Origin of the sequence: Daejeonella sp. (genome assembly GCF_044342615.1) — a bacterium.
Taxonomy (GTDB): Bacteria; Bacteroidota; Bacteroidia; order Sphingobacteriales; family Sphingobacteriaceae; genus Daejeonella.
Genome location: NZ_JBIIPN010000168.1, coordinates 1 through 4,812 on the forward strand (window position 1 = coordinate 1; position 4,812 = coordinate 4,812).

A 4,812-nucleotide genomic window follows, 5' to 3' on the forward strand; every position below is an offset into this window, starting at 1 on the left:
GCAGATGCTTGGAAGGTTTTATTAAGTTTTGATATATAGATCGAAATTTTAAATCGTTTATATTAAATAATTATCTTAAATTATTATAATCCGAGTGCTTGTCTTAATTTAGGAAAACCAGTCTTACTGACAGGGATTTTTTCGCCTGTTTTTAAAATGGCTAGGTGTGAATCCTTTTCATAGGGGTCAATTCTTGTAATTTCGTTGATTTTAACGATGAATGATCGATGAACCCTCACAAAAGTGTTTGCACCCAATAGTTTTTCAAAATGAGTTAAGGTTTTATTTTTAAGGAAAGAGCCTTCGGGGGTGTGTATTTTTACGTAATCATCATCTGCCTCTAGGAATAAAACATCGCTTAGCGGAATGATTTTTATTTTATTGCCCGTTTTAACTACAATTCGATCATTTTTTGGGAATGCCGTTTGAAGATTTGCAAATTGTTCTTTTGAGGTTTGATTGACAAGGGTTTTTTGTTCTTGATCTAACCATTTTTGTACGGCTTTATCAAAACGCTCTCTAGTAAATGGTTTTAATAGATAATCTACTGCATGTTCTTCAAAGGCTTTAATAGCAAATTCATCAAAGGCGGTAGTAAATATCACGGAAGGTGCTTGTTCAATAAGTTCGAGCATTTCAAAGCCATTGATTTTAGGCATTTGAATGTCTAAAAATATTAAATCGGGTTTGTATTGAGCAATTGCTTTTACTCCTTCAAAGCCATCATTACATTCCTGAATAATTTCCAGTTCTGGCCAGTTCTTTAAATATTCTTTTACTATTGTACGAGCCAGTGGTTCGTCATCAATTAAAATCACTCTCATAATTGTGTCTGAGGTATTTTTACTATGCTTGTAAATATATGCTGATATGACTTAGTTTCTATCAAATCTGTTCTACCAAATAATAAATATAACCTTCGCTTTACACCACTTAGTCCGAAACCTGTACCCTGCATCGGTTTTGCTGTATTCGGATCAAAAGGATTTTGAACGGTTATCTGCAGCTCATTTTCAGTACATTCAACAAAAATGCTTATCGTAACCACGCCTGTAGTGTCGTAGAGACCGAATTTAATTGCATTCTCTACAATGGGTTGTAGTAGCATTGGTGGAAGTTTCATGTGCTTGCAGCGATCATTATAGGATATTTCTGTGGATAGGCGATGTCCAAATCGTACTTTTTCAATATCTAGATAAAGTTGCAAGTGCTCCAGTTCGGCCATTAATGAAACGGGCTGTTGATCTTCTTTTTTAAGAGTTCCGCGTAAAAAATCAGATAATTGATGAATCATTTTACGTGCTTCTTCGGGTCGGCTGCCAATAAGTGCAGTAATTGAATTAAGACTATTGAAAAGAAAATGGGGTTGTAATTGTTGCCTTAAATTATATAATTCGGCCTCTTTAGCGAGGTTTTCAGCTTCTAATTTTCTTTTTTCTGTTTCTTTCTGATCAATTTGTGTGAACCAAACAATGCTAATCATGGCCATCAAACCAATGATTAATAATCCGATGAAAAAACGAATAGGCAGTGATTCGAATAAAAACATGGAATATTCGGAATCATTTAAAATCAGTTGGTTTAGTGCCCAATTGTTTAGAAAAAGCCAAAGACTTGCCAAAATGGAGCAATAAAAAAGTATTAATAAATAGCGATTTTTTTCAGGTCTATAATACTGAAGGTTATTACTCATTAAATAACAAGCAATAGTGAGTAGGCAAATGCTAACTGTGCTATCAATAAATGAAGTTCGAAGGCTAAAGCCAAACCAGAGTAAAATTGCTGCCTGCGATAGAATACAAGCCACCATACATTGAGAAACAATGAGAATTATCTTGCTTTTTGAAATAAGAAATCCCGGAGTTTTTTCCATAATGGCTGCTGTGCGGCAAATTGTTTTTTAATCTAAGTTTATGAATGCAACTAATTAATAGCTTTTAATATCGATACCAGCGAATATGGAGGTTCCCTGAATGATCAATATTTTATCGGTACTAGTATTTAATTGTGGAGGACGTTTATCTTCGATGCCTCCCATCATAGCAATCATTTCCGACTGTATAATCCAGTTTGCTGGGACAATTATTTTAGTCCCGCCAAATATCTGCACCACATTAATCTTAACTATTCCTTGTATGTCTGCCTGCAATAAATTGATCTCAGTACCGCCAAAAAAGTTTAAAATATCACCACCTTGAAAATTTTTCGAAACCACATTCTTTTTAATTCCCCCGAAAATTGAGGTCGAATCGATACGATCTCCTAAATAAGATGATTTATCTGGTTTTTCTTGATTAAGAGGCTCTTGAATGGGTTCTGGACTGCTTGAATCTAAGATTATCTGACTATGTTTTTCCTCGATTGGGTATTGTTTTCTACGACCTAAAATCAGCCAAAAACCTAAGACAATAATCATTGCCGGCCAGAAAAGTCGATCTGAATCAAAATTTGGATTTATTTTACCTAATAGAAATATTACTCCAATTATGATTGGCATAAATGTGAATGGGTTCCTGAAGCCTTTTCGCTTACCTATCACTACACCTATAGCAATTAGAAAAACAGGCCAGCTAATTACCCAAGATGAGATAAATAGAATATCAAGGGATCTTAATAGAAGAATAATTCCTAAAAGAACAAGGGTCATTCCGAAGAGTGCCTTATCTGATTGTTGGTTCGGACGAATCTGATTTTTCATGGTCTTAATTTAAAACAAAAATAGCCTCATTTTTTTGAATGTTATATATTAATTAGGCAAGCTCATTGTAGTTCTCGGTAAATGGGGGTAAATTGTCGGTGAAAGATTAGATTTTAGATGTTAGATATGAGACCTTAGATATGAGATAGGACATTTCACATATAAAATCTTAATTTTTTATTAATTCCTTAATGGTTTTTATTTCTCTGTCGATATCATTTTAAGAGGACAGGTTGCGACCTGCCCCTACGCGCGATATCTCCCATATCAATACAGTTCATCCTCTGGTCGGTGTTGTCACCGTACCAGTCGTTAAGAGTATTATATCTCTACGACTTAGCGTCTTTGCGAGACACAGAATATAAAATCATGCAAAAACGCAGTGACGCAAAATTTTCGTGTTGAAATGATTTTTATTTTTTTGAAAGAGGACAGGTCGCGACCTGTCCCTACCCGCGATATCTCATATCTCACATCTCGATACCAACCTTAAAGATTTACGCCAATTTATACAAGAATTTTATATTTTTGTAATAGGCCAGGTCGAGACCTGTACAGTAGTCTCATATCTCACATCTAATCTCTCACATCTAACTACTAACTAGTGAAAATAGGAATCATCGGATTAGGCGACATCGCACAAAAGGCATATTTACCAGTTTTGGCTGCAAAGCATTTAGAAATTCACCTTTTTACTCGTAAACAGGATCGTCTTTTGGCAATAGGCAATCAATATCGAATTGCTAATCTCCATTCTAGTTTAGAATCCTTACTAAATAGTGGTATTAAGGCTGCTTTTGTGCATAGCGCGACTGAATCGCATGAGCATATTATTGAGCAACTTTTACTGCATGACATTCATGTGTATGTGGATAAGCCAATTAGCTATCATTTTGAATCAGCCAAGCGATTAATTGATTTGGCAGAGGCTCGCCAGCTCCATTTAATGGTGGGTTTCAATAGGAGATATGCGCCTGCTTATGTTGAATTGAAAAAGCTGGCCAATCCTAACATGATTATTCTTCAAAAGAATCGTCATTCTTTACCTGGGGATATTCGAACCTTCGTTTTTGATGATTTTATTCATGTTATAGATACCATGCGTTTTCTTTTTACCTATCCAATTAAAGAGATTTTGGTGAGAGGAATGCATAGCCAGGATTTACTAGTCCACGTGGTTGTTCAGCTCATTGCCGAAAATGGTGCTATTGCCATTGCCATCATGAATCGAGATTCGGGCACTTTGGAAGAAAAAGTGGAGGTTTTTAGTGGAGAGGAGAAGAAAACAGTTCTTAACTTGACCGATTTAAAAACTAACAGAAATAAAATTGAAATATCAAATGGTGTAAACGATTGGGAATCAACGCTTTCTAAGCGTGGTTTTGAGCATATTGTGAACGATTTTTTACATGCAGTTCAAAACGATGAGGCTCCTAGGATATCCATGCAAGATGCTTTGAAAACACATGAAATGTGTGAGAAAATTGTAACGGAATTGACTGTTTAAAAAATGTTCTATTTATTCACTTTCCATTGGTGTGAATCATTCTCCATAATTTCTTTGCCCCAAATAGGTAATTCGGCTTTTATTCGCTCCACAATCTCAGTGCAAGAATCAATAGCTGCTTTTCGATGTGCTGATGAGCTGAATACAAAGAGACAGATTTCGCCGGCTTTCACTTCACCCAGACTATGATGTATATGCATACAGGTAATTGGGTATTTCGCGAAAATTTCTTCTCGGATTTGATGCATTTTTTCGAGTGCCATTTCTTCAAATGCAGTATAATCGATAGCCTTTACCTTGCCATGTTCAGTTTCATCTGCCCTTACTTGTCCTAGGAAAATGCTATGCCCGCCAATGGCCGTTTGCGAACTATGCTTTTGTATGCTTTCAGCAATAAATGTGGCAGGAATTGGCCCCTGACTAAAAATATTTTTAATTTTTCTTTCTGACATACCTAATTATTTTCTTTTTGCAATCCGGCGATTCCATCTTTAAGGCTAAATATTTTGCGTGATTTACCATAATGTTGGCTAAATATTTCGGCCGCTACCTTGCTGCGTTTACCTGTTTGACATAAAAGTACTATGGTTTCCGCATCAATCTCTGG

General features: G+C 35.7%; 5 protein-coding genes. 1 reads left to right on the plus strand and 4 read right to left on the minus strand.

Features of this window, described 5'->3' with window-relative positions; all coding sequences use genetic code 11:
• Positions 1-83: 83 nt before the first annotated feature.
• From ACIQ0D_RS11550 to ACIQ0D_RS11560, 3 genes are read right to left on the minus strand one after another with little or no spacing between them, the layout of a single operon-like run.
• Positions 84-827 (minus strand): LytR/AlgR family response regulator transcription factor, encoded by a 744-nt coding sequence (locus tag ACIQ0D_RS11550; protein WP_395805770.1) that lies wholly within the window; start codon positions 825-827, stop codon positions 84-86.
• Positions 821-1,873 (minus strand): sensor histidine kinase, encoded by a 1,053-nt coding sequence (locus tag ACIQ0D_RS11555; protein WP_395805762.1) that lies wholly within the window; start codon positions 1,871-1,873, stop codon positions 821-823. Before ACIQ0D_RS11555 ends, ACIQ0D_RS11550 begins: the two co-directional genes overlap by 7 nt.
• Before the next feature lie 54 nt (positions 1,874-1,927).
• The gene (locus ACIQ0D_RS11560; protein ID WP_395805764.1) at positions 1,928-2,698 is read right to left on the minus strand and encodes a LiaF transmembrane domain-containing protein; all 771 of its coding nucleotides are present in this window, start codon (positions 2,696-2,698) and stop codon (positions 1,928-1,930) included.
• A 604-nt stretch (positions 2,699-3,302) separates the two neighbouring features.
• Between ACIQ0D_RS11560 and ACIQ0D_RS11565 the strand changes: the two genes are divergently transcribed.
• Positions 3,303-4,205 carry a Gfo/Idh/MocA family protein gene (locus ACIQ0D_RS11565; RefSeq protein ID WP_395805766.1) on the plus strand — a complete coding sequence of 301 codons (903 nt, stop codon included), beginning with the start codon at positions 3,303-3,305 and terminating at the stop codon, positions 4,203-4,205.
• Between the two features lie 8 nt (positions 4,206-4,213).
• Here the strand turns inward: ACIQ0D_RS11565 and ACIQ0D_RS11570 are convergent, their stop codons facing one another.
• Positions 4,214-4,657 carry a molybdenum cofactor biosynthesis protein MoaE gene (locus tag ACIQ0D_RS11570; protein WP_395805768.1) on the minus strand — a complete coding sequence of 148 codons (444 nt, stop codon included), beginning with the start codon at positions 4,655-4,657 and terminating at the stop codon, positions 4,214-4,216.
• Positions 4,658-4,812: the final 155 nt, after the last annotated feature.

Bases quoted from the DNA above. Each gene is read 5' to 3' on its own strand.
- ACIQ0D_RS11555 (WP_395805762.1), bottom strand. From the start codon at position 1,873: ATGGAAAAAACTCCGGGATTTCTTATTTCAAAAAGCAAGATAATTCTC.
- ACIQ0D_RS11560 (WP_395805764.1), bottom strand. From the start codon at position 2,698: ATGAAAAATCAGATTCGTCCGAACCAACAATCAGATAAGGCACTCTTC.
- ACIQ0D_RS11570 (WP_395805768.1), bottom strand. From the start codon at position 4,657: ATGTCAGAAAGAAAAATTAAAAATATTTTTAGTCAGGGGCCAATTCCT.